A 20,268-nucleotide genomic window follows, 5' to 3' on the forward strand; every position below is an offset into this window, starting at 1 on the left:
GGTTGGAGTTGACTGGTACTAATAGGCCGAGGGCTTGTCCTCAGTTGCTCGCGTCCACTGTGTTGGTTCTGAAATAACGAACTGTGTTGTTCCGGTTTGTTTGTTTCATAGTGTTTCGGTGGTTATTGCGTTAGGGAAACGCCCGGTTACATTCCGAACCCGGAAGCTAAGCCTTTCAGCGCCGATGGTACTGCAGGGGGGACCCTGTGGGAGAGTAGGACACCGCCGAACAATCTTTGAGCCGTGTTCCCCGAGGCCATCGCCTCGGGGAACACGGCTTTTCTTCGTTGCGGGCCCGTACCGCCGGGCCCTGTGACTCCCTCGTCCGGGCCTGCGGGTAAAGTCGGGGGCATCGTTGGTACGTTCCCCGCAGGAGGCAGCCGGGTGGAGCTCCAGGAGACGCGCGTTCAGACGGACCGCGTCCTCACCATCCCGAACATTCTCAGCATGGCACGCCTGCTGGGCGTGCCGCTCTTCCTCTGGCTGATCCTGCTCCCCGAGTTCGGAGGGCCCAATGCCGATGGCTGGGCCCTTCTCGTGCTGGCGCTGAGCGGAGTCAGTGACTACCTGGACGGCAAGCTGGCCCGGCGGTGGAACCAGATCAGCAGTCTCGGCAGGCTTCTCGATCCGGCCGCGGACCGGCTGTACATTCTCTCCACCATCATCGGGCTCACCTGGCGGGAAATCCTCCCGTGGTGGCTGACAGCGCTCCTTCTGGCCCGGGACCTGACGCTTCTCGTCATGGTCGGCGTGCTCCGCCGGCACGGCTATCCGCCGCCGCAGGTGAACTTCCTCGGCAAGGCGGCCACATTCAACCTCATGTATGCCTTCCCGCTGCTGCTGTTGAGTGACGGGAACGGATGGCTGTCGTCACTGGCTGCTATTTTCGGATGGGCATTCGCAGGTTGGGGTACAACGCTCTATTGGTGGGCAGGGATCCTCTACGTGGTCCAGGTCCGCCGGCTTGTGAAGGCGGACGCCGCGGCTGGTTGATCCAGACCCTGCGCGGCGGTGCCCGGCAGTGGTTCTCCGGAATGTTTCGAGTCGTGAGGCCCGGTGGTCCTCCGGAGGCCCCGGTCGGGCGTCGAGTCCGCATGACCGTCGTCTCTTCAAGGAGGACGCTTCCGACATGAAGGCCGTCGTGATGGCCGGAGGCGAAGGCACCCGCCTTCGCCCCATGACCTCGAGTATGCCGAAGCCGCTCCTGCCGGTGGCCAACCGGCCGATCATGGAGCATGTACTGAGGTTGCTCAAGAGGCACGGGCTCAGCGAGACCGTGGTGACTGTTCAATTCCTCGCCTCGCTCGTCAAGAATTACTTCGGAGACGGGGAAGAGCTCGGCATGGAGCTCACCTACGCCAACGAGGAGAAGCCACTCGGTACGGCGGGAAGTGTCAAGAACGCCGAGGAAGCGCTCAAGGACGACGCGTTCCTGGTCATTTCCGGTGACGCGCTCACGGACTTCGACCTGACGGAGCTCATCAATTTCCACAAGGAAAAGGGCGCGCTCGTCACCGTCTGCCTGACACGGGTGCCGAACCCGCTGGAATTCGGCATCACGATTGTCGACGACGAAGGGAAGGTTGAACGCTTCCTGGAGAAGCCGACGTGGGGCCAGGTCTTCTCCGACACCGTCAACACCGGTATCTACGTCATGGAGCCCGAGGTCTTCGACTACGTCGAGGCGGACGTGTCGGTGGACTGGTCGGGGGACGTCTTCCCGCAGCTGATGAAGGAAGGCAAGCCGATCTACGGCTATGTCGCCGAGGGCTACTGGGAGGACGTCGGCACCCACGAGAGCTACGTCAAGGCTCAGGCGGACGTCCTCGAAGGCAAGGTGGACGTCGACCTCGACGGGTTCGAGATCTCCCCGGGAGTCTGGGTGGCGGAAGGGGCGGAGGTGCACCCCGACGCCGTACTCCGCGGGCCCGTCTACATCGGTGACTACGCGAAGGTGGAGGCCGGCGCCGAGCTGCGCGAGCACACGGTCGTCGGGTCCAATGTCGTCGTCAAGTCCGGATCGTTCCTGCACAAGGCCGTCGTTCACGACAACGTGTACATCGGGCAGCAGAGCAATCTGCGCGGCTGCGTCATCGGCAAGAACACCGACATCATGCGTGCGGCCCGGATCGAGGACGGCGCGGTCATCGGTGACGAATGCCTCGTGGGCGAAGAATCGATTGTCCAGGGCAACGTCCGGGTGTACCCGTTCAAGACGATCGAGGCGGGCGCGTTCGTCAACACCTCGGTGATCTGGGAGTCCCGTGGGCAGGCTCATCTCTTCGGCGCCCGCGGGGTCAGCGGCATCCTGAACGTCGAGATCACCCCGGAGCTGGCCGTACGCCTGGCGGGCGCGTACGCGACCACGCTCAAGAAGGGGTCGACGGTCACGACCGCGCGCGACCACTCCCGTGGCGCCCGTGCCCTGAAGCGCGCCATGATCTCGGCTCTCCAGACCAGCGCCATCGACGTACGGGACCTGGAGAACGTCCCGCTGCCGGTCGCCCGGCAGCAGACGGCGCGCGGCAGTGCCGGCGGCATCATGATCCGCACGTCGCTCGGCGTGCCGGACTCCGTCGACATCATGTTCTTCGACGAACGCGGCGCCGACCTCTCCCAGGCCGGGCAGCGCAAACTGGACCGGGTCTACGCCCGCCAGGAGTACCGGAGGGCCTTCCCGGGCGAGATCGGTGATCTGCGCTTCCCGTCCAGCGTGTTCGACTCCTACACCGGATCGCTCCTCCGCGCCGTCGACACCACGGGTGTCGCCGAGGCCGGACTCAAGGTGGTCGTCGACGCGTCGAACGGAAGCGCCGGTCTGGTGCTCCCGAGCCTGCTCGGCCGGCTGGGGGTCGACGCCCTCACCATCAATCCGGGGCTCGACGAGTCGCGTCCCACGGAGTCGGCCGACACCCGCCGCTCCGGGCTGGTGCGGCTCGGCGAGATCGTGGCTTCCGCCCGCGCCGCCTTCGGTGTGCGCTTCGACCCCGTCGGTGAGCGGCTGTCGCTCGTCGACGAGCGCGGCCGGATCGTGGAGGACGACCGGGCACTGCTGGTGATGCTCGACCTGGTGGCGGCCGAACGGCGCAGCGGCCGGGTCGCGCTGCCGGTCACCACGACCCGTATCGCCGAGCAGGTCGCGGCGTATCACGGGACCCAGGTGGAGTGGACGACGACCTCGCCCGACGACCTGACGCGGGTCGGCCGCGCCGACTCCACGATCTTCGGTGGCGACGGCCGGGGCGGGTTCATCGTGCCGGAGTTCAGCAGCGTCTTCGACGGGGCGGCGGCCTTCGTACGGCTGATCGCCCTCGTCGCCCGGACGCAGCTGACGCTGAGCCAGATCGACGCCCGGATCCCGCGGGCCCATGTCAAGCGGCGGGACCTCGCCACGCCGTGGGCGGTCAAGGGTCTCGTGATGCGTCATGTGGTGGAGGCCGCCGGCGACCGCTCCGTCGACACCACCGACGGCGTACGGGTCGTGGAGGCCGACGGCCGCTGGGTGCTGGTCCTGCCGGACCCGGCCGAGGCGGTCACGCATCTGTGGGCGGAGGGCCCGGACGAGGCATCGGCGGAGGCGCTGCTCGACGAGTGGGCCGCCGTGGTGGACAGCGCCGGACACTGATCCGGCAGCACAGGACGGCAGTACCGGGCCGCGCCGGAAGTCTCCGGCGCGGCCCGGCGCGTCGGAGCGCGGCACACCGGTGGGGGCATTGGGTGCCGGAGGCTCCGACGTGCGACGATGTGCGGCATGTCGCAGCAGCCACCCGATCGGAGCACACACGCGCCTCGTTCACGCCCGGACGCGTCCATGTCGCTGCTGACCCATGCGATGGAGCACAGCCTCGACGACGGTTACGCCGAGGCGGCCGAGCGGCACGCCGCTGAGGGGACCCGCGGGCTGCCGAAGACCCTGCGGGCGAAACTCGGCCTCGCGGCCGGACTGGTCCTCGCGGCCGCGGTGGTCACCGTCGGCGCGGCGCAGGCACAGGTCGAGGCACCGGTGCTCGCGAAGGAACGCGAAGAGCTGATCGACCGTATCGAGGCCGAGACGGAGACGGCGGACGCGCTGGAGGAGGACGTCGACGGCCTGCGCGAGGAGGTCGGTGAACGCCAGCGGGAGGCACTGGAGAAGCACGGCGGTGACCGGAGCGGGCTCACCCTTCTTCTGGCCGGCGCCACCGAGGTCACCGGGCCCGGGGTGAAGCTCGTCGTCGACGACGCCGAGCAGACGGACGCGGGCGGCGGCGGGCCGCGGGACAGCGGGGACTTCTCCGACACCGGCCGGGTCCGGGACCGGGACATGCAGCGTGTCGTCAACGGCCTCTGGCAGTCGGGCGCGGAGGCGATCGCCGTCAACGGGCAGCGGCTGACCGCCGTGTCCGCGATCCGCGCGGCGGGCGAGGCCATACTGGTCGACAACAAGCCGCTGGTGCCGCCGTACACGGTGCTCGCGGTGGGGGACGGACAGCGGATCAGCAGCACCTTCCGGAGCAGCGCGGACGGGCAGTATCTGCAGGTGCTCCAGGACAACTACGGTGTCCGGGCGAACATCTCCGTGCAGGAGGAGCTGACCCTGCCCGCGGCTCCGAGCCTGATCGTACGCAACGCAGAGCCGAAGGGCGGCGGCTCGGATCAGCAGGCCGCCGAAACAGGGAAAGGCACATCGTGATCGCCGTACTGGGCCTCGTCGTGGGAGTCGTGGTGGGACTGCTTGTCCGGCCCGAGGTACCGGCGGTGGTGGAACCGTACTTGCCCATCGCCGTCGTGGCAGCGCTCGACGCGGTGTTCGGGGGCCTGCGGGCCATGCTGGACGGGATCTTCGACGACAAGGTCTTCGTCGTCTCGTTCCTGTCGAACGTCGTGGTGGCCGCGCTGATCGTCTTCCTCGGGGACAAGCTCGGTGTGGGCGCCCAACTGTCCACCGGTGTGGTCGTCGTGCTCGGCATCCGGATCTTCTCCAACGCCGCGGCCATCCGCCGGCACGTGTTCCGGGCGTGAGGCCGATGAGCAGCGACGAGCAGCCGGAGAAGGAGCAGCGGGAGCAGCGGCGCCCGGAGGACGGGCGGCGCCCCGGGACGGAGCGGCCCGGTGGCGCGGCGGCGGCCCCCGCGGGCGGGAACTCTCCCGCCGGTGGCCCGGTGCGGCGGCCGGAGGGCGGGGACCGCGGACGCACGGGCGGTGAGGAACGGCGGTCCGCGCCGCCGGAGCCCCCGAAGACCGGTGGTGCCCAGGAGCAGGCGCGGCGGCCGCTGCCGGCCGAGGAGCCGGCCGGGGACACGGAGCAGTGGGTCCGCGAGCCCGGGCCCGCCCCGGCCGCCGAGGCACCGAGGCCCGGGCCGGCCGCGGACGGCTCCGCACCGGGCGGCCCCGGGGGCGGGGCGGGCGACGGCCTGACGGGACGGCAGCGGCTGCTGGCCGGCGTGTGGCCGCCGCGCTTCAGCCGCGCGCAACTCATCGTCGCGCTGCTGCTGTTCGTGCTGGGCCTGGGGCTGGCCATCCAGGTGCGTTCCACCAGCGACAACAGCGCGCTGCGCGGCGCGCGGCACGAGGACCTCGTACGGATCCTGGACGAGGTCGACGACCGCACGCAGCGCCTGGAGGACGAGAAGCAGGCGCTGGAGGAGCAGCGTTCCGAACTCGAAAGCAGCTCCGACCAGGCCGAGGAGGCCCGCCGGCAGACGGCGCAGAAGGAGCAGCAGCTCGGTGTGCTGGCCGGCACGGTCGCCGCCGAGGGCCCGGGCATCAGCGTGGACGTCAGCGCCCCGAAGGGGGCCGTGGAGGCGGACATGCTGCTCGACGCCGTCCAGGAGCTGCGTGCCGCGGGGGCAGAGGCGATTCAGATCAACGACATCCGCATCGTGGCCGGGTCGTACTTCGAGCAGAGCGGCTCCGGGGTGCGGATCGACGGCAAGGCGGTGCAACAGCCGTACGAGATCAGGGCGATCGGGGATCCGCAGGATCTGGAGCCCGCGCTCAACATCCCGGGCGGTGTGGTGCAGACACTGGAGAAGGAGCAGGCCACGGTGGCGATCACCCGTGAGGACGCGGTCGTCGTGGACGCCTTGCGGCCGGCGGAGCGGCCTGACTACGCTCGGTCGTCATCGCAGTGAGGCGGGCACGCATGGAAGGTGTCCCGGAAGGGCATGCGGTTGCGGGGGGTCGGCGCACCGTGACGGCGGCGCGTGATGGAAACTGTCTGATGGTCATGGACGTTGTCATCATGTCCAGGTCGGCACAGAAGTGCATCGAGGGTTCATCCTGCCCCACGGGCGGGTCTGTTTCGGTCAAGGGGAATCGCCCGTGAAGTTGTTTGGGAAGTTGTTCGGCAAGAGCGCCCGCGAGGACAGCGGCGGCGCCCGTCACCGTGCGGGACGCGACGCGGGCGGCGGCGCGGAGGCGGAAGGACGCCCGCTGTTCCGTGACGAGGTCGGCGGCGGCGACATTTCCGGTGGCCACGGCGCGTCCTCTGTTGACCCTGGCGCGTCCGGCCGCATAGGTTTCGGGGAACCATCAACCTCAAGTGCGGGTGGAGGGTTTGCCTCCGACCCGCACGCGTCCCAGGCCCCCTCGGGGCAGCCGCAGCAGGAGGCACAGTCCATGTCGGCCTTGCCCGTTTGTTCCAGGTGCGGACACCGCAATCCCGAGGCGAGCCGGTTCTGCTCCAACTGTGGAGCCCCGCTGCGCCCGGCGCCGTCCGAGCGCCCCTCGGAGACGACCTCGACGATCTCGATCTCGGGCCTGGAGGCGTACGACGCGGAGGCCACCGGCCAGACCGCGCCGCCGCTGTCGCCCGAGGCGCAGGCCGCCGTGGACGCGCTGCCGATGGGATCGGCGCTCCTGGTCGTCCGGCGCGGCCCGAACTCGGGCAGCCGCTTCCTGCTGGACGGGGAGCTGACCACGGCGGGCCGCCATCCGCAGAGCGACATCTTCCTGGACGACGTCACCGTCTCGCGCCGGCACGTGGAGTTCCGCCGCGGGCCGGACGGCACCTTCACGGTCGCCGACGTGGGCAGTCTGAACGGCACCTACGTCAACCGGGAGCGGATCGACTCGGTGGTGCTGGCGCAGGGCGACGAGGTGCAGATCGGCAAGTACCGGCTGGTGTTCTACGCGAGCCAGCGGGGCATCTGACCCGCCACAGGAAGGCCCATGGGCATGACACCGTCAGGCGGCGCCGGTTCCGGCGCCGCCTCCGCGGACGGCCCGCTCGTCAGCATCGGGGCGGTCCTCGGGCAGCTGCGTGAGGAGTTTCCCGAGGTCACCATCTCCAAGATCCGCTTCCTGGAGGCGGAGGGGCTCGTCGAGCCGCGGCGCACCGCGTCGGGCTACCGGAAGTTCAGCCCGCACGACATCGAGCGGCTCGGCCGGATCCTGCGCATGCAGCGGGACCACTACCTGCCGCTCAAGGTCATCCGGGAGCACCTCGACGCGCTGGAACGCGGCGAGCAGGTGCGCCTGCCGGCCCCCGGGCGGCACCGGGAACTGCTGGACGGGGTGCCCGAGCCCCCGGAGGACGTACCGGCGGCCGCCCGGGTGGGCCGTGAGGAACTGCTGGCCGCGGCCGGTGCCCGGCCGGAGGACCTGGCGGAATGGGAGTCGTACGGGCTGATCGGCCCGGACGGCGACGGCGGCTACGACAGCGAGGCCGTCACCGTGGCCAAGCTGATCGGCGAGGTGGCCCGGTTCGGCCTGGAACCGCGCCATCTGCGGGTCATGAAGGCCGCCGCCGACCGCGAGGCCGGACTGGTCGAACAGGTCGTGGCACCGCTGCGGCGGCACCGGAACCCGCAGACCCGCGCCCATGCGGAGGCGACCGCCCGGGAGCTGGCCACGCTGTCCGTACGTCTGCACGCGGCCCTCGTGCAGGCCTCCCTCCGGACGCGGCCGGAGTGACCGGAGAAGTGCCCGACTACCCAAAACCGCCGGGCACGTCCTAGGGTTGCTGTGTGAATGAGCTCGACGTCGTGGGTGTCCGGGTGGAAATGCCCTCCAACCAGCCGATCGTGCTCCTGCGTGAAGTGGGAGGCGACCGGTATCTCCCCATCTGGATCGGACCGGGGGAGGCCACCGCCATCGCTTTCGCCCAGCAGGGCATGGCCCCGGCCCGGCCGCTGACGCACGACCTCTTCAAGGACGTGCTCGAAGCGGTCGGCCAGGAGCTGACGCAGGTGCGCATCACCGATCTCCAGGACGGAGTGTTCTACGCCGAGCTGGTCTTCGCGAGCGGGGTCGAGGTCAGTGCCCGTCCCTCCGACGCCATAGCGCTGGCGCTGCGCACCGGTACGCCGATCTTCGGCAGTGACGGGGTGCTCGACGACGCGGGGATCGCGATTCCGGACGAGCAGGAGGACGAGGTCGAGAAGTTCCGCGAGTTCCTCGACCAGATCTCGCCCGAGGACTTCGGGACGAACAACAGCCAGTGAGCCGGCTGCCGTCACCTGCCGGGCGCCATTCGGCTAGCCGTTCCCCGGAAGGGGTCACGGAAAACCACTCTCAGGGTGATTATCACTCGGCGTGGCGAGCGCGGCGATCGTTGACGCACCCCGGGTGACTGCCTACCGTCGACATGGCAGGTCAAGGACGGAGGTCGGCGTGAGCAGCACCGGCGACGGTACAGCGGCGGGCAGTCCCATTCCGCTTCGTGGTGGCGCGGCCGCCCCCCTGGCGGGGCGCACAGTCGCGGCACGGTCCGCGGCGCCTCCCGAGCACCCCACCGAGCCCCTCGGCTCCGACAACATCGGCTACCGGGGGCCCACGGCCTGCGCGGCGGCGGGCATCACCTACCGGCAGCTCGACTACTGGGCGCGGACCGGCCTCGTGGAGCCGAGCGTGCGGCCCGCCCAGGGCTCCGGCAGCCAGCGGCTCTACAGCTTCCGCGACGTCGTGGTGCTGAAGATCGTGAAGCGCTTCCTGGACACGGGCGTGTCGCTCCAGAACATCCGGGCGGCCGTGCGCCACCTGCGCTCCTGCGAGCGGGCCGACCTCGCCCGGATGACGCTGATGAGCGACGGCGCGACGGTGCACGAGTGCACGTCGCCGGACGAGGTCGTGGACCTGCTGCAGGGCGGTCAGGGCGTCTTCGGCATCGCCGTGGGCGTGGTGTGGCGCGATGTGGAGTGCGCGCTCGCGCAGCTACACGGCGAGCGGGTGGACACCGGCGAGACGCTGGTCGGGCAGCACCCCGGCGACGAACTGGCCCGCCGCAGGAACCGGGCCGGCTGACCCCGGCCGTCCCCGGGCGGCGGCGCGCCGGGCCGGGCGGGCCGCGCGGCGGGGCAGATGTCAGTGGCGTAGGGCAGCATCGGTGGTGTGAGAGCCGCCCCGACCATCCTCCATCTGGACATGGACGCGTTCTTCGCCGCCGCGGAGCAGGCGGCGAAGCCCAGCCTGCGCGGCAAGCCGGTGGTCGTGGGCGGCCTGGGCCCGCGCGGCGTGGTGGCCACCGCGTCGTACGAGGCGCGCGTCTTCGGGGTCCACTCCGCCATGTCGACGGCTCAGGCCCGGCGCCTGTGTCCGAACGCCGCTTATCTCACGCCCCGGTTCTCGCTGTACCGCCAGCTCAGCGAAGCGGTCATGGAGCTGCTCCGCGAGCTGTCGCCGCTGGTCGAGCCGCTCAGTCTGGACGAGGCCTTCGTGGACCTGGAGGCGGGCGGCGTGGCCCCGACGGCCGACGCCGTGCGCGCGGTGGGGGAGCGGCTGCGGGCCGACATCCGGGCCGCCACCTCGCTCACCGGCTCCGTCGGTCTCGCGGCCTCGAAGATGCTCGCCAAGATGGCGTCGGAGCAGGCCAAGCCCGACGGCCTGGTGCTCATCGAACCGGGCACGGAACGGCAGCTGCTCGCGCCCATGCCGGTCCGGGCGCTGCCGGGCGTGGGGCCGGCGACCGCGGCGCATCTGCGGCGCTCCGGCATCGGCACCGTCGCGGAGCTGGAGCAGGCCGGGGAGGAGGAGCTGGTGCGTCTGCTGGGCAAGGCGCACGGCGCCGCGCTCGCGGCCATGGCGGCCGGCCGCGACGACCGTGCCGTGGTGGCCGAGCGGGATGCGAAGTCCGTCTCCGTCGAGGACACCTTCGACGTGGACCTCCACGACCGGGTCCGGGTGTACACCGAGGTCGCCCGGCTGGCGGAGCGCTGTGTGGAGCGGCTGCGCGGCGCGGGCCGCTCGGGGCGCACCGTGGTGCTGAAGGTGCGGCGCTACGACTTCTCCACGCTGACCCGCTCCGAGACCCTCCGCGGCCCCACGGACGACCCCGCGGTGGTCAGGGAAGCCGCCGCCCGGCTGCTGGACGGGGTCGACACCACCGGCGGAGTCCGGCTGCTCGGGGTCGGCGTCAGCGGGCTGGCCTCGTTCACTCAGGAAGACCTGTTCGCGCAGGCCGCGACGGAGCGGGCGGCCGCGGAGGCGGAGGGGGCGGGGCCGCCCGCGGAGTCCCCGCGGTCCGGGGAGCCCGGGCCGGCCGAGGCGGCCGGCGCAGACGCCCCGGACCGGACGGCCGGGCCGGCGGACCCGGAGCAGCCCGGGGACACGCCCCGCCGGTGGTTCCCCGGCCACGACGTGCACCACGCGGAACACGGTCCCGGCTGGGTGCAGGGCAGCGGGCTGGGCCGGGTCACGGTGCGCTTCGAGCGGCCGGGGTCGCCGCCGGGCCGGGTCCTGACCTTCGCGGTGGACGATCCGGAGCTGCGCCCGGCGGATCCGCTGCCGCTGGTGCCGGCCGCGGAGGGCCGGCCGTCGGGCCCGCCGGATCCGCCCTCCGCCGGGCCGGAGCGGTCCGGCGCGGCGGACGAGACGGTCCCGCCGGTACGGCCGCCCGGCACGCCCGGTGAACGGCCCGGCCCTCCGGGACGACCGTCCGGCGCGCAGGAGCCGCCCTGCGCCGCGCGGGATCAGCCGTCGGACCCGGCGATACGGCCGAAGCCCTCCTCGCCCGGGGCCTCCTCCGAGGCCTCGCCGGGAGTGGCCGCGTCGAGCCCGTAGTGGTGGTAGAGCTGCAGTTCCTGCTCGGGGGAGAGATGGCGGCCGACACCGAAGTCCGGCGCGTGCCGGATCACCGCCCGCCGGAACGGCACCCGCAAGCTGTCCTCGACGAGTTCGCTCGGCTCCAGGGGGACGAAGGCGTCCCGCCCGAAGAGCCCGGTGCGGACCGCCGCCCACGCCGGAAGCCCGGTGGCGTCGTCCAGGTACACCTCGTCCACCGTGCCGATCTTCGTCCCCTCGCTGTCGAACGCCTTGCGGCCGATCAGGCTCCGCGGGTCGATCCCCGTCTGCACGGTTCCTCCAACTGTCGACTGCCTCCTCGTGACACCAACGAAAAGCCACATCCCGGGCGTCGGCCACTCGAGGGTCCGGGCCGGCGGTGCGCTGGTAGGCTGGCAGAGGCCGCAGACCCCGTGCGGGAGAGCCCTCCACCGGCAGCGCGAAAGCCGGCGGGAGGCGCCGAAGGAGCAAATCCTCCCCGGAATCTCTCAGGCACACGTACCGCACGGACGAGGTCACTCTGAAAAGCAGGGTCGGCACCGGGCGCCAGCCGCCGGGAGCTTTCCCTCACCGACGGTGAAAGCCGGACCGTTCACGACTGGTCCGGTGAAGCTCTCAGGTCGATGACAGAGGGGGAGGCCATCCGGGTACCCGCCCAGGTGCCCCTCGCAGGTCGTGTCGACCAGGAGGCCTCCGCAGATGACCGCCAACCGCATCCCGCTCCCCGAACTGGAACGCGGCACCCCGTTCGAGCGCCGTCACATCGGTCCCGACAGCGAGGCCGAGGCGAAGATGCTCGCCCAGGTGGGTTACGGCTCGCTCGACGAGCTAACCGAGGCCGCCGTGCCGGACGTCATCAAAAGCACCGCGGCCCCCGCGCTGCCCGAAGCCCTCGGCGAGTCCGAGGTCATCGGCGAACTGCGCCGCCTCGCGGAACGCAACGAGGTCCTGACCCCGATGATCGGCCTCGGCTACCACGGCACCTTCACGCCGCCGGTGATCCTCCGGAACGTCCTGGAGAATCCCGCCTGGTACACGGCGTACACGCCGTACCAGCCGGAGATCTCCCAGGGCCGGCTGGAGGCGCTGCTGAACTTCCAGACCGTCGTCGCCGACCTGACCGGACTGCCCACCTCCGGTGCCTCCCTGCTCGACGAGGGCACCGCTGCCGCGGAGGCCGTCGCGCTGTCCCGGCGCGTCGGCAAGGTCAAGAACGGCGTCTTCCTGATCGACGCCGACTGCCTGCCGCAGACGATCGCCGTCATCGAGACCCGTGCCGAGCCGGCCGGGGTCGAGACGGTCGTCGCCGACCTCTCCGACGGCATCCCCGCCGGGATCGCGGAGCGCGGCGTGTTCGGCGTACTGCTCCAGTACCCGGGCGCCTCCGGCCGGGTCGCCGACCTGCGTCCCGTCATCGGGCAGGCGCACGAACTGGGCGCCGTCGTCACCGTCGCCGCCGACCTGCTCGCGCTCACCCTGCTGACCTCGCCCGGCGAACTGGGCGCGGACATCGCCGTCGGCAGCAGCCAGCGCTTCGGAGTCCCCATGGGCTTCGGCGGGCCGCACGCCGGCTACATGGCCGTACGGGAGAAGTTCGCCCGCAGCCTGCCCGGCCGGCTGGTCGGCGTGTCGAAGGACGCCGACGGCCGCCAGGCGTACCGGCTGGCCCTCCAGACCCGTGAGCAGCACATCCGCCGCGAGAAGGCCACCAGCAACATCTGTACGGCACAGGTGCTGCTCGCCGTCATGGCGGGCATGTACGCCGTCCACCACGGCCCCGAGGGCCTGGCGCACATCGCCCGCCGCACCCACCGCTTCGCGGCCCTGCTCGCCGAGGGGCTGCGGGCCGGCGGCGTCGAGGTGGTGCACGACGCGTTCTTCGACACCGTGACCGCGCGGGTGCCCGGCCGTGCCGCCGAGGTCGTCGCGGCCGCCCGGCAGGCGGGTGTCAACCTGCGCCTGACGGACGCCGACCATGTCGGCGTCAGCTGCGACGAGACCACCGGCCGCGGGGAGCTGGCCGCGGTCTGGTCCGCTTTCGGCGTCTCCGCCGACACCGGGGCGCTGGACGCCACGGCGGCCGACGCGCTCCCCGAGCGGCTGCTGCGCGGCGACACGTACCTCACGCACCCGGTCTTCCACCAGCACCGCTCCGAGACCGCGATGCTGCGCTACCTGCGCAAGCTCGCCGACAAGGACTACGCGCTGGACCGCGGCATGATCCCGCTCGGCTCCTGCACCATGAAGCTCAACGCGACCACCGAGATGGAGCCCGTCACCTGGCCGGGCTTCGGCGGACTGCACCCCTTCGCGCCCGCCGAGCAGGCGCAGGGCTATCTGACTCTCATCCGGGAACTCGAGGAGTACCTGGCGGCGGTCACCGGATACGACAAGGTGTCGCTCCAGCCGAACGCCGGTTCCCAGGGCGAGCTGGCCGGCCTGCTGGCGGTCCGCGCCTACCACCGGGCGAACGGCGAGGACCGGCGCACCGTCTGTCTCATCCCGTCCTCCGCGCACGGCACCAACGCGGCGAGCGCGGTGATGGCCGGCATGAAGGTCGTCGTGGTGAAGACCGCCGAGAACGGCGAGGTCGACACCGCGGACCTGCGGGACAAGATCGAGAAGTACGGTGACGAGCTGGCCGTCCTGATGGTCACCTACCCGTCCACGCACGGCGTGTTCGAGGAGCACATCAGCGAGATCTGCGCGGCCGTGCACGACGCGGGCGGGCAGGTGTACGTCGACGGCGCCAACCTCAACGCGCTGGTCGGTCTCGCCGAGCCCGGCCGCTTCGGCGGCGACGTCTCGCACCTGAACCTGCACAAGACCTTCTGCATCCCGCACGGTGGCGGCGGCCCGGGTGTCGGTCCGGTCGGCGTGCGGGCGCATCTCGCCCCGTATCTGCCGAACCACCCCCTCCAGCCGGAGGCCGGCCCGGAGACGGGCGTGGGACCGGTCTCGGCGGCCCCCTGGGGCTCGGCGGGGATCCTGCCCATCTCCTGGGCGTACGTCCGGCTGATGGGCGCCGAGGGGCTGCGCCGGGCCACCCAGGTGGCGGTGCTGAGCGCCAACTACATCGCCAAGCGGCTGGAGCCGCACTTCCCGGTGCTCTACACCGGCCCGGGCGACCTCGTCGCCCACGAGTGCATCATCGACCTGCGGCCGCTGACCAGGTCGACGGGTGTGACCGTCGACGACGTGGCCAAGCGGCTGATCGACTACGGATTCCACGCGCCGACGATGTCCTTCCCGGTGGCGGGGACCCTGATGATCGAGCCGACCGAGAGCGAGGACCTGGCCGAACTCGACCGGTTCTGCGCGGCCATGATCCAGATCCGGACGGAGATCGAGCTGGTCGCGTCCGGGGAGTGGCCCGCGGACGACAACCCGCTGCGGAACGCGCCTCACCCCGCGGCGGTGCTGGCGGGCGACTGGGAGCACGCCTACCCCCGGCAGACGGCGGTCTTCCCGGCCGGTGTCACCCCCGGGGAGAAGTACTGGCCGCCGGTGCGGCGGATCGACGGCGCCTACGGCGACCGCAACCTCGTGTGCTCCTGCCCTCCCATGGAGGAGTACGAAGGCTGAGCCCGCCCCGCGGGACGACGAGGGGGCCGGTTCGGCGTGAGCGCCGGGCCGGCCCCTGTGTGATGGTGCGGTGTGCGGTGGTGCGCTGTGGCGCTGTGCTGTGGGTGGTGCCGCTCCTCCGTGCAGCCGCGCGTGTCAGGCGGCGGTCACCACCTGCTGCGCGGCCAGCGGCCGGTGCGGGGCGATGATCTGCCCGTCCGGGAGCAGTTCGCCGGTGTCCTCGAACAGGAGGACACCGTTGCACAGCAGGCTCCAGCCCTGTTCCGGGTGGTGCGCCAGCAGATGGGCGGCCTCCCGGTCAGGAGAGTCGGCTGTCGGACACGGTGGCTTGTGCTGGCACATGGGAGGGATCTTTCGCTGGGTTGAGATGAGTGTTCCGCGGCTTGGTGTGGTCTTCACGGCCGCCCCCCGTATCAGTCGGTTCGGTCCCAGTGTTGCCCTGGAGAAGGGATTCCGCAGGGATTTCGCTGTACCTGTCCTCACTGGGTGATGACGCACCACCCTTGCGGACGGTTGCCCGGGACAGGACGGCCTCTTCGGGTGGTTCGACATGGCCGCAACGGACTAGTCCAGACGCGGAACGGCCTAGGCACCACCCCCGGCACTCCGTGCGTCTCCCGGACACGGGTTCGCCCCGCGGCCACGGGGCCGCGGGGCGGAAGGCGGGCAGCCGCCCGGTCAGGCGGTGGTGCCCAGCAGCGGTGTCGCGGGCCCGAGCCGAAGGGAGAGGACCGGCAGCAGGTCCGACACCCGGTGCGCACGGTGCGCGGCGATGCCCGGGGGAGCCGGCGCCAGCGGCACCAGCAGGTCCGTCGGAGCCGGCTGCCCCCCGGCCGGATCCGCGGCGGTGTCCCCGTGCAGCCACAGCGTGAGCATGTAGAGCTCCGGTACGGACAGCAGGCGCGGCTGGTACGTCGCGGGCAGCGCCTCGGCCTGCCGCAGCGCCAGCTCCGTCGAGGCCACGTACGGGCCCTCGAAGAAGTGTGAGAAGGCCCAGCCGTCCGGGGTCAGCATGGTCTCGGCCGCGGCCACCGCCCGGTCACCGCCCCGGACCAGGAAGCGCCAGCCCGTCAGCCGCGCGAGGGGCGGTCCGTCCTGCCGGGTGATGCCGTCCAGGACATGGACGGGCAGCGGCTGTTCGGGGGTGAGCGGCCCTGGGTGTGAACGAAGGGCCGGGGTGCACGCCTCGCGGACGGCGGTCGGGGAACCGAGGGCAGCGAGGGCACTGCGAAGGGCGGGCTTGGGCGCCCTGGGGGCAAGCAGCGGCATGGTGGGTCGCCTCTCACTTCGGAGACACGGGTGGTGCTGGGCAGGTGCGGACGGCAATGTCAGCTCTGGGGAGAGAGGGGGCCGGAGATCGGAATGCCGGCGACGCCTACTCTCTGCCCTGGTGTACCGGAGTTTATACGACCCGTGTTCACTCGGTGTTTCGGCTAGCTGTCGTACGCATTGCGGGCAAGGGCTTAATCGGACTCGGCGGCCGTGGGAGTTCCACCCATTCTGTCCCGCTCGCGGCACCGGCGACCTTGTGTTATGTGCGAAAGCGGGTCGGCCGAAACTCGCCTGTGTTTTCCGCCATAGCCCTGATCCGGCCTGTGCCATCGTCGTCATGCCGATGGAATGTGCCCGTGGACGTGTGATACCCAGCTTAGCGGGCAGACGGGTCGCGCGGGGCGTGATCCACCGGCCCGCCGGGCATGATCTGGGCGACGGCTCGGCCGAGGAGGGCCCTTCGATGGGTGAGAAGGTTGCGGCGGGCGGCTTCGACCTGTCCGACCCGCAGCGCTACCGCGACAAGCTGCACCAGTGTCTGCAGGGCCTGGAGCGGCTGCTGGAGGAGAAGCGGTTCGATCGTCCCCGGAACCTCATGGGTCTGGAGATCGAGCTGAATCTCGCGGGGGCCGACGGGATGCCGCGCATGATGAATGCGGAAGTGCTGGAACGCATCTCGAGCGAGGATTTCCAGACCGAGCTGGGGCAGTTCAATCTCGAAGTGAATATCGTGCCCCACCGGTTGCACGGGCGGGTGTTCGACCGGCTCGCCGAGGAGATCCGTACCGCCCTAGCATATGCCGACCGCAAAGCCCGGGAAGTCGACGCCGGGATCGTCATGGTCGGAATTCTTCCGACGCTCGCCGGGCCCGACCTGGTGTCCGCGAATCTCTCGGACGTCGACCGCTACACCCTCCTCAACGACCAGATTCTGGCCGCGCGGGGGGAGAACCTCGTTCTCGATATCGAGGGCGTCGAACGGCTTCTCTACACCAGTGCCTCCATCGCCCCGGAGGCCGCGTGCACCTCCGTGCAACTGCATCTCCAGGTCACGCCCGCCCGGTTCGCCGGGGTCTGGAACGCCTCGCAGGCGGTCGCCGCCGTACAGATCGCGATGGGGGCGAACGCGCCGTTCCTGTTCGGCCGGGAACTGTGGCGCGAGTCCCGGCCCCCGCTCTTCCAGCAGGCCACGGACACCCGCGCCCCGGAACTCAAGGCCCAGGGGGTACGGCCCCGGACCTGGTTCGGCGAGCGCTGGATCGATTCCGCGTACGACCTCTTCGAGGAGAACATCCGCTACTACCCGGCGCTGCTCCCGATCTGCGACGAGGAGGAGCCGCTGCGGGTCCTCGACGAGGGCGGGGTGCCCAGCCTCCAGGAGCTGGTGCTGCACAACGGCACCGTCTACCGCTGGAACCGGCCGGTGTACGGGGTGGCGGAGGGCAGCCCGCACCTGCGGGTGGAGAACCGGGTCCTGCCCGCCGGTCCCACCGTGGACGACGTCATCGCCAACGCCGCCTTCTACTACGGCCTGGTCCGTGCGCTCGCCGAGGAACCGCGGCCCGTCTGGTCCCGCCTGCCCTTCGCGGACGCCGCCCGCAACTTCGACACCGCCTGCCGCTACGGCATCGACGCCACCCTGCGCTGGCCGCGTCCCGGACGCGGGGGCGTCGGCGAGATGCCCGCGGTGCGGCTCGTCCGCGAGGAACTGCTGCCGCTCGCCGCGGCCGGGCTCGACGCCTGGGGCGTGGAGCCCGCGGACCGCGACCACTACCTCGGCATCATCGAGGAACGGTGCCGGCGGCGGGTGAACGGCGCGTCCTGGCAGGCGGCCGTCTTCCACCGGGCCCTGGACAGCGGCCTGGAGCGGGAAGAGGCGCTGGCGGCCACGACCCGCCGGTACTGCGAGCTGGCGCGGGAGGGCGGCCCCGTGCACACCTGGCCCGTGGAGACGCCTCGCTGATCCGGCAAGGCGGTGCGCCGGGCGCCGGGCGGGTGCGGTGTGCGTGAGCGCCGTACGGGCTGGTGGCGGTGATGGAGCCGTACGGGCCCGGCGGCGGTGGGCCCTGCCCGCGTACGGACCGGTGGCAGGGGATCCGTCGCCGTACGGACCCCCGGCGGCCGCGGATCGCCGCCCCCGCTGGTGACTCCCGATCACCGCGAGGTAGAAAGGGGCGGGAGTCGGAAGGCTGGAGGCGGGTGTGCGGGCAGAGCCGGACGGAGTGGCGGACGCGTCCCGCCCGGAGAGCTTGCCGCGACGCCTGCTGCGCAACGAGACGCTGCTCGTCCTGGCGCTGTCGCTGGGCGCGAGCGCCGTGTCCGCGCTCATCAGCTTCACCGGCTCCGTCACCGCCCCGGGAGACCTGCAGGACCGGGCGGCCACCCTCAACGGCTCGCAGGCGCCCGGCCGCCCCTGGCTGGACCTGGCCTGGCAGCTGTTCGGGATCTCCACGGCCCTGGTGCCGGTCGCGCTGGTCGCACACCTCCTGCTGCGCGAGGGCGCGGGCGGTCTGCGCGCGATGGGCCTGGACCGGTCGCGGCCGGGCGCCGACCTCGGGCGGGGAGCGGCCGTCGCCGCCGCCATCGGGGGCACCGGGCTGCTCTTCTACCTCGCGGTGTGGGCGACGGGCGCCAACCTCACGGTGGTGCCGGAATCGTTGCCGTCCGTGTGGTGGAAGTTCCCGGTGCTGATCGCCTCTGCGGTGCAGAACGCCCTGGTGGAAGAGGTCGTGGTGGTCGGCTATCTGCTGCGCCGGCTCGGGCAGCTCGGCTGGACGCCGGCCGCGGCGCTGGCGGCGAGTTCGGTGCTGCGCGGTACGTACCACCTGTACCAGGGCATCGGCGGTCTGGTCGGCAACATGGTGATGGGCGTCGTCTTCGTGTGGCTGTACCGGCGCTGGGGGCGGGTCGGCCCGCTCGTGGCCGCGCACGCCCTCATCGACATCGTCGCCTTCGGCGGCTACGCGCTGCTGGCGGGCAAGGTCGACTGGCTGCCGGTGGTCTGATCCCGCGGACCCGGCCGGACGGTGCCGACCGCACCGGGGCGCGGCCGGCGCGACCGCGCGGACGGACCGGGAGGGCGGGACCGGGGAGACGGACGGAGAGGTGGGGGAACCGGGCGACGGACCGGGGGAGCGGCGGGTGGCGGGCTTCCGCCCGCGGCTTCCCCCGGCCCGCGCGGTCAGTCCGCCGGGCCTGCGGCCCCGGTGGCGCTCGTGGCCAGCAGTTCTCCGTCGATGACGGTGACCGCCCGGCCGGAGAGCAGGGTGCGTTCGCCGCGCAGCACCGTACGGACCAGGCCGGTACGGGCGGAGACCTGAAGCCCGGTCAGCTCCTCACGCCCGGTACGGGCCGACCAGAACGGGGCGAGCGCGGTGTGGGCGCTCCCGGTGACCGGGTCCTCGTCGATGCCGACGGACGGGCCGAAGACGCGGGACACGAAGTCGTAGCCGCCCCCGGTCTCCTCGGCGGCGGCTGTGACGATCAGGGCCCGGTCGCTGAGCCGGGCCACCGCGGCGAGGTCGGGCGCGAGGCCGCGCACGGTCCTCTCGTCGGCCAGCTCCAGCAGCAGGTCGCCGACGGGACCGGTGTCGTGGGCGGTCAGGATCTTAGCGCCGAGCGCGGCGGTGGCGCCCGGGGGGACGTCGATCGCGGTGAGCGGGGCGGTGGGGAAGTCCAGGGTGATGACGCCGTCCGGACCGGTGGTGGCGCTGAGCACGCCGCTGCGGCTGGCGAAGCGGACAGTGCCGGTGGTGGCTCCCGTGCTGTGCAGGATGTGGGCGGTGGCCAGCGTGGCGTGGCCGCACAGGTCCACCTCGGTGGTCGGGGTGAGCCAGCGCAGCGCCCAGTCGGCGTCGCCGCCCGGGGGGAGCGGGTGGGCGAAGGCGGTCTCGGCGAGGTTCACCTCCGCGGCGACCTGCTGGAGCCAGTGCGCGTCGGGGAATCCGGCGTCCTCCAGGAGGACGACTCCGGCGGGGTTCCCGGCGAAGGGGCGGTCGGTGAAGGCGTCGACGATTCGGATCCTCATGGGCCGACCGTAGGCCCGGGTGGAGGGCGCGGGCCAAAGCCAATTCAGGGAAAGTGGCTCCCTCACGGAGGCACGGACCGCGGGTTTCGGGGCCACCGGGGGCCGGGTCCGGGCCGGGCGGGGGCCACTCCGCGCCGCGGCCGTGGTGCGGGACGCCGTACCGCGGCGGTCCGGGAGCCGAGCCGCCGTCGGGACTTCGTCGCCGTACGCCTTGGACCGGTCCCCGGGCGGGACTCCGTGCGCCGTTGAGCCAGGAGTCGGGGCCGGGGCCCCGGGGAGCCGGGCTCTGTGCGGGGACTGCTCCCGCCCGCGGGAGGCGGGTCCCGGCCGCCCGGAAGGGCCGGCTGCCCCAGCCGCCGGAGGACCCAGCTCCGGGGAACCCGCCCGCCGGGGAGCCCACCTGG

Annotated in this window: 17 protein-coding genes, 1 rRNA gene and 2 riboswitches; of the genes, 14 read left to right on the top strand and 4 right to left on the bottom strand. The window is 71.8% G+C overall.

The features are described from left to right. Nucleotides 1-114: 114 nt before the first annotated feature. The 11 genes from rrf to GCU69_RS15450 all read left to right on the top strand — a co-directional run bounded on the left by rrf (nucleotide 115) and on the right by GCU69_RS15450 (nucleotide 10,980). Nucleotides 115-231: ribosomal RNA gene (gene rrf / locus GCU69_RS15400) — 5S ribosomal RNA — on the top strand. A gap of 153 nt (nucleotides 232-384) precedes the next feature. Next, on the top strand, nucleotides 385-993 hold the full coding sequence (locus GCU69_RS15405; RefSeq protein ID WP_098750675.1) for a CDP-alcohol phosphatidyltransferase family protein: 609 nt from the start codon (nucleotides 385-387) through the stop codon (nucleotides 991-993). A gap of 136 nt (nucleotides 994-1,129) precedes the next feature. Further along, nucleotides 1,130-3,625 carry a mannose-1-phosphate guanyltransferase gene (locus tag GCU69_RS15410; protein WP_156206363.1) on the top strand — a complete coding sequence of 832 codons (2,496 nt, stop codon included), beginning with the start codon at nucleotides 1,130-1,132 and terminating at the stop codon, nucleotides 3,623-3,625. Nucleotides 3,626-3,751: 126 nt separating this feature from the next. Next, complete coding sequence (locus tag GCU69_RS15415; RefSeq protein WP_098750676.1) at nucleotides 3,752-4,672, top strand: DUF881 domain-containing protein; 921 nt, start codon at nucleotides 3,752-3,754, stop codon at nucleotides 4,670-4,672. Next, nucleotides 4,669-5,001, top strand: a complete 333-nt coding sequence (locus GCU69_RS15420) for a small basic family protein (RefSeq protein ID WP_019708255.1) — start codon at nucleotides 4,669-4,671, stop codon at nucleotides 4,999-5,001. The genes GCU69_RS15415 and GCU69_RS15420 overlap by 4 nt, the downstream gene beginning before the upstream one ends. Nucleotides 5,002-5,141: 140 nt before the next feature. Further along, the gene (locus tag GCU69_RS15425; protein WP_408055811.1) at nucleotides 5,142-6,113 is read left to right on the top strand and encodes a DUF881 domain-containing protein; all 972 of its coding nucleotides are present in this window, start codon (nucleotides 5,142-5,144) and stop codon (nucleotides 6,111-6,113) included. A gap of 130 nt (nucleotides 6,114-6,243) precedes the next feature. Further along, entirely contained in the window at nucleotides 6,244-7,134 is an 891-nt protein-coding gene (locus tag GCU69_RS34745) for an FHA domain-containing protein (protein ID WP_408055810.1), read from the top strand. An 18-nt stretch (nucleotides 7,135-7,152) separates the two neighbouring features. Further along, the gene (gene ftsR / locus GCU69_RS15435) at nucleotides 7,153-7,896 is read left to right on the top strand and encodes a transcriptional regulator FtsR (RefSeq protein ID WP_098750671.1); all 744 of its coding nucleotides are present in this window, start codon (nucleotides 7,153-7,155) and stop codon (nucleotides 7,894-7,896) included. 53 nt (nucleotides 7,897-7,949) lie between these two features. Then, nucleotides 7,950-8,426, top strand: coding sequence for a bifunctional nuclease family protein (locus GCU69_RS15440; RefSeq protein WP_156206365.1), 477 nt, complete (start codon nucleotides 7,950-7,952; stop codon nucleotides 8,424-8,426). Nucleotides 8,427-8,595: 169 nt separating this feature from the next. Continuing rightward, a complete protein-coding gene (locus GCU69_RS15445; protein WP_098750669.1) occupies nucleotides 8,596-9,225 on the top strand; it encodes a MerR family transcriptional regulator in 630 nt (209 codons plus the stop codon). A gap of 87 nt (nucleotides 9,226-9,312) precedes the next feature. Beyond that, nucleotides 9,313-10,980, top strand: coding sequence for a DNA polymerase IV (locus tag GCU69_RS15450; protein WP_156206366.1), 1,668 nt, complete (start codon nucleotides 9,313-9,315; stop codon nucleotides 10,978-10,980). On the opposite strand, the gene GCU69_RS15455 is transcribed toward GCU69_RS15450, so the two are convergent. Next, a complete protein-coding gene (locus GCU69_RS15455; protein ID WP_170315858.1) occupies nucleotides 10,890-11,273 on the bottom strand; it encodes a PRC-barrel domain-containing protein in 384 nt (127 codons plus the stop codon). The two genes, GCU69_RS15450 and GCU69_RS15455, sit on opposite strands and share 91 nt — an antisense overlap. Before the next feature lie 113 nt (nucleotides 11,274-11,386). Beyond that, a riboswitch (glycine riboswitch) is annotated at nucleotides 11,387-11,494 on the top strand. Further along, a riboswitch (glycine riboswitch) is annotated at nucleotides 11,495-11,620 on the top strand. It abuts the riboswitch before it with no gap. Nucleotides 11,621-11,679: 59 nt separating this feature from the next. On the opposite strand from GCU69_RS15455, the gene gcvP reads away from it, so the two are divergent. Continuing rightward, nucleotides 11,680-14,565: an aminomethyl-transferring glycine dehydrogenase gene (gene gcvP / locus GCU69_RS15460; RefSeq protein WP_156206367.1), complete on the top strand. Its 2,886-nt coding sequence runs from the start codon at nucleotides 11,680-11,682 to the stop codon at nucleotides 14,563-14,565. Nucleotides 14,566-14,700: 135 nt separating this feature from the next. Here the strand turns inward: gcvP and GCU69_RS15465 are convergent, their stop codons facing one another. Further along, nucleotides 14,701-14,907 (bottom strand): DUF5999 family protein, encoded by a 207-nt coding sequence (locus tag GCU69_RS15465; protein ID WP_098750666.1) that lies wholly within the window; start codon nucleotides 14,905-14,907, stop codon nucleotides 14,701-14,703. A gap of 336 nt (nucleotides 14,908-15,243) precedes the next feature. After that, nucleotides 15,244-15,834, bottom strand: coding sequence for a hypothetical protein (locus GCU69_RS15470; protein ID WP_098750665.1), 591 nt, complete (start codon nucleotides 15,832-15,834; stop codon nucleotides 15,244-15,246). A 466-nt stretch (nucleotides 15,835-16,300) separates the two neighbouring features. On the opposite strand from GCU69_RS15470, the gene GCU69_RS15475 reads away from it, so the two are divergent. Together GCU69_RS15475 and GCU69_RS15480 are read left to right on the top strand one after the other, a co-directional pair. Beyond that, nucleotides 16,301-17,800, top strand: a complete 1,500-nt coding sequence (locus tag GCU69_RS15475) for a glutamate--cysteine ligase (protein ID WP_098750664.1) — start codon at nucleotides 16,301-16,303, stop codon at nucleotides 17,798-17,800. A gap of 238 nt (nucleotides 17,801-18,038) precedes the next feature. Next, nucleotides 18,039-18,842 (top strand): CPBP family intramembrane glutamic endopeptidase, encoded by an 804-nt coding sequence (locus GCU69_RS15480; protein WP_098750663.1) that lies wholly within the window; start codon nucleotides 18,039-18,041, stop codon nucleotides 18,840-18,842. A gap of 176 nt (nucleotides 18,843-19,018) precedes the next feature. Here GCU69_RS15480 and GCU69_RS15485 read toward each other — a convergent pair whose 3' ends face one another. Beyond that, the gene (locus GCU69_RS15485; protein ID WP_098750662.1) at nucleotides 19,019-19,864 is read right to left on the bottom strand and encodes a PhzF family phenazine biosynthesis protein; all 846 of its coding nucleotides are present in this window, start codon (nucleotides 19,862-19,864) and stop codon (nucleotides 19,019-19,021) included. Between the last annotated feature and the right edge of the window lie 404 nt (nucleotides 19,865-20,268).

The sequence above is a fragment of the Streptomyces lycii genome (assembly GCF_009735685.1).
GTDB classification, from domain to species: Bacteria; Actinomycetota; Actinomycetes; order Streptomycetales; family Streptomycetaceae; genus Streptomyces; species Streptomyces lycii.